This window comes from Actinotalea ferrariae (assembly GCF_019733465.1).
GTDB lineage: Bacteria > Actinomycetota > Actinomycetes > Actinomycetales > Cellulomonadaceae > Actinotalea > Actinotalea ferrariae_A.
The window spans coordinates 1-2914 of record NZ_JACVQL010000248.1; the positions used below are offsets into that span (position 1 = coordinate 1).

Genomic DNA, 2914 nt, shown 5'->3' on the forward strand with positions numbered 1-2914 from the left:
CGCCCCGACGGCGGCGGCGCCGGCGGCGACCGTCGCGACGTGCCACGCGAGCCGGCCGCGGCCGGTCTCGGCCAGCTCACGCCAGCGCGGTCCGTGCAGCGCCCGCATGAGCGCGTCGTCGGCCGTGCCTGCCTGGACCCGGATGCTCACGCGGTCGTCGGCGGGGCGGACGGGGTGCACGATCGTCCGCTCGCCGCGCACCAGCCGCCAACCCGCCCGGCGCACGCGCAGCGCGAGGTCGGCGTCCTCGCGGTAGGCCCGCGGGAAGCGCTCGTCGAACCCGGCAACCGCCTCGAGCGCCCGCCGGCGGTAGGCCATGTCGGCCGTCGCCCAGCGGGCGTCCTCGAGCCCGCGCGTGCTCCGCTCCCAGTCGGTCGGCCGCGGTCCCGAGACCGGAACCGTGATGCGGCCCTGCGTGCCCGCGACGTCGTCCGCCGCCGCGAGGTCCGCGTGCAGCCCCTCGTGCCAGCCGGGCGGCACGACGACGTCGTCGTCGAGGAACGCGACCCACGGTGCCGTGGTGGAGCGCCAGCCCGCGTTGCGCGCCGCGGCGGGGCCGCGCCCGCCCGTGCGGATCACGCGCAGCGGCCAGGGCGCGCCGTCGACCAGCGTGGCGGGGTCGAGCGGGTCGGGTGCCGTCGGCAGCAGCGGACGGTCGTCGACGACGACCACCTCGACCGGCCCCGTGCCGGGCTCGGTCCCGCGCGCCAGGCCGTCGAGGGTCCGTCGCAGGGACGGCCTGCCGACCGTCGGGACGACGACCGCGTAGGCCTTCACCGCTGTGCCGGTCACCGCTGCGGCCCGTCACCGCCGGCGAACATGCGGCCGCGGTGGACGAGGTGGGGACCCATGACGAGGAGGTCCACGGGCGCCGAGCCGAAGAGCTCGAGCGCGTCGCGCGGGTCGTCGACCATCGGGCGGCCCGCCGTGTTGAGGCTCGTGTTGATGACGACGGGCAGGCCGGTGCGCTGACGGAACGCGTCGATCGTCGCGTGCAGCCGGGGCTGGCGGTCGGCGTGGACGGTCTGGATGCGCGCGGTGCCGTCCACGTGCACGGCCGTCGGGATCCGGTCGCGCCAATCCGGGGCGACGGTGTGGACGAACAGCATGTAGTCGCTCGGCAGCGGGCCGCCGCTGAAGATCTCGGCCGCGTGCTCGGCGAGCACCATCGGTGCGACCGGCCGGAACTGCTCGCGGCCCTTGACGTCGTTGAGCCGCTCGAGGTTGGCGGCGTGGCCGGGGTGCGCGAGCAGGGAGCGGTGGCCCAGCGCGCGCGGCCCGAACTCGCTGCGCCCGTCGAACCATGCGACGACCCCGTTGCCGGCCAGCACGTCGGCGACCGCCGCGGCGTGCTCGTCCGCCGAGGCCGGCGTGGTGAACGGGACCGCGGCCGAGCGCAGCCAAGCCGCGAGGTCGTCGTCGGACCACTGCCGGCCGAGCGCCGCGCCGGGCATCGGGTCGGCCACCTCGCCGCCGTCGGCCGACACCTGCAGCGCGGCACCGAGCGACGTCCCCGCGTCGCCGGCGGCGGGCTGCACCCACACCTCCTCGAACGGCGTCTCGCGCCAGATCCGCGAGTTGGCCACGCAGTTGAGCGCGGTGCCGCCCGCCATGGTGAGGACGCGGTCACCGGTCTGCTCGTGGATCCAGCGCGCGAGCTCGACGAGCACCTCCTCGAGGCGCGCCTGCACCGAGCACGCGAGGTCGGCGTGCGGTCCGCGCCACGACTCCTCGCTGAGCGTCGCGTCGGCGGCGCGACGCGGTGCCCAGCGCGACCAGTCCGGCGCCTCGGCCTGGAAGCCGCCGTCGCCCGTGGGGCGGATGATCTCGCGCAGCTCCTCGAGGTAGCGCGGCGTGCCGTAGGACGCGAGCGCCATGACCTTGTACTCGTCGCTCGAGCGCAGGAAGCCGAGGTGCTCGGTCAGCGACTCGTAGACCAGGCCGAGCGAGTGCGGCAGCTCCTGGCTCATGAGCACCTCGAGCCGACCGTCCACGTAGCGCCCGGCGAGGTGCGAGGCGCGTTCGCCGCGGCCGTCGAGCACGAGAACGCTGCTGCGCCGGTGCGGCGAGGCGAGCGCCGCGGACGCGGCGTGCGCGACGTGGTGCGGCACGAAGCGCACCTGCGCGGGGTCGAGCCCGGGCAGGGCCGAGGCGAGGAAGCCAGGGGCACGCTGGGCGTAGGTGGTCCGCAGGTGGTCCCACGGGTCGTGCAGGCCCAGCTCCTCGGCGGGCTTGGTGAGCGCCGGGTCGAAGGAGTAGGCCACCGCGTCGAGGTCCTGCGGCCGGAGCCCGGCCTCCTCGAGGCACCAGCGCATCGCGAGCTCGGGCAGCTCCCACGCGGAGAACGGCACCGGCCGCTTGCCGTGCTTGCGACGGCTGAACCGCTCCTCCTCGGCCGCCGCGACGACGGTCCCGTCGACGACCAGGGCGGCGGAGGGGTCGTGGTAGATGGCGTTGACGCCCAGGACGCGCATAAGTCGCAGACCTCCCGATCGTGGGTCAGAGTCGGAGGAGAAGTCGATGATCTTGCCTGCGGGCCACTGTTCCCCTGAGAAGCAGTCTTCGCACCTTGAACCGTGCTTTTCCGGGCGTCGCCGCCCGAACCTCCACATCCCGGACGCCTGAGAGGACACCGCGTGAGCACGACGACCGACCACGCCCCTGCTGCCCCCGCCTCCGAGGAGGGCTCGTCGGCCGTCCCGCGGCTCGCGGAGCACCTCGTCGGCGGTCAGGTGGTGCCCGCGGCGGGGACCCGCGAGGTACGCCGGACGGACCCCGTGACGGGAGCGCCCGGCCTCGTGCTGGTGCCCGGCACCGCGAGCGAGGTCGACGCGGCCGTGACGGCGGCGTGGGAGGCACGGCACGCGTGGCGCCGCACCGCGCCCGCCGAGCGAGCCGCGGCGCTCGCCACCGC

General features: G+C 75.9%; 3 protein-coding genes. 1 reads left to right on the forward strand and 2 read right to left on the reverse strand.

Annotated elements, in window-relative coordinates:
- Both ICW40_RS16895 and ICW40_RS16900 read right to left on the reverse strand, forming a co-directional pair.
- Positions 1–792 (reverse strand): glycosyltransferase family 2 protein (locus ICW40_RS16895; RefSeq protein WP_308121878.1); only part of this gene is annotated, 792 nt, incomplete at its 3' end.
- Positions 789–2474 (reverse strand): carbamoyltransferase family protein, encoded by a 1686-nt coding sequence (locus ICW40_RS16900; protein WP_221655176.1) that lies wholly within the window; start codon positions 2472–2474, stop codon positions 789–791. The genes ICW40_RS16895 and ICW40_RS16900, both read right to left, overlap by 4 nt.
- Before the next feature lie 162 nt (positions 2475–2636).
- Between ICW40_RS16900 and ICW40_RS21665 the strand changes: the two genes are divergently transcribed.
- Positions 2637–2914 (forward strand): aldehyde dehydrogenase family protein (locus tag ICW40_RS21665; RefSeq protein WP_221655177.1); only part of this gene is annotated, 278 nt, incomplete at its 3' end.